This is a genomic window from Specibacter sp. AOP5-B1-6, assembly GCF_052376555.1.
Lineage (GTDB): Bacteria > Actinomycetota > Actinomycetes > Actinomycetales > Micrococcaceae > Specibacter.
Window position 1 is genome coordinate 1 of sequence record NZ_JBQSVT010000136.1, and the last position, 317, is coordinate 317.

At 59.6% G+C, this 317-nt stretch carries 1 protein-coding gene; it reads left to right on the forward strand.

All coding sequences use genetic code 11. The features are described 5' to 3' along the window. Positions 1-288: hypothetical protein (locus ACT3TS_RS19815; protein ID WP_444533235.1), on the forward strand; the 288-nt coding region annotated here is incomplete at its 5' end. Positions 289-317 lie beyond the last annotated feature (29 nt).

The following is a 317-nucleotide window of genomic DNA, read 5'->3' on the forward strand; positions in this document are numbered from 1 at the left end:
TTGCGGCATTTCAAGGACGATAAGGATCGTCGTGGTAATTATCGTCGGTATCGGGAGCCGTATCGGAACCAGATTCGTTTGCGGGGCTGGACCCCGAAACTTACCAGTGATGGCCGGGTCGGGTGGATCACCCCGTCCGGGAAGTATCGGGCACCGCTGCATGAAACACCTCAACTCACCCAATACCCGAAGTGGTTGAAGCGACGCCTCAACAAGGTCCTGAACCCACCCACCAGCAGCGCCGCCGGCAGCAACCCCGACACAGGCCCAACAACAACCACACCGTGAACAGCACCTGGAGCAACCCGCCGATGACG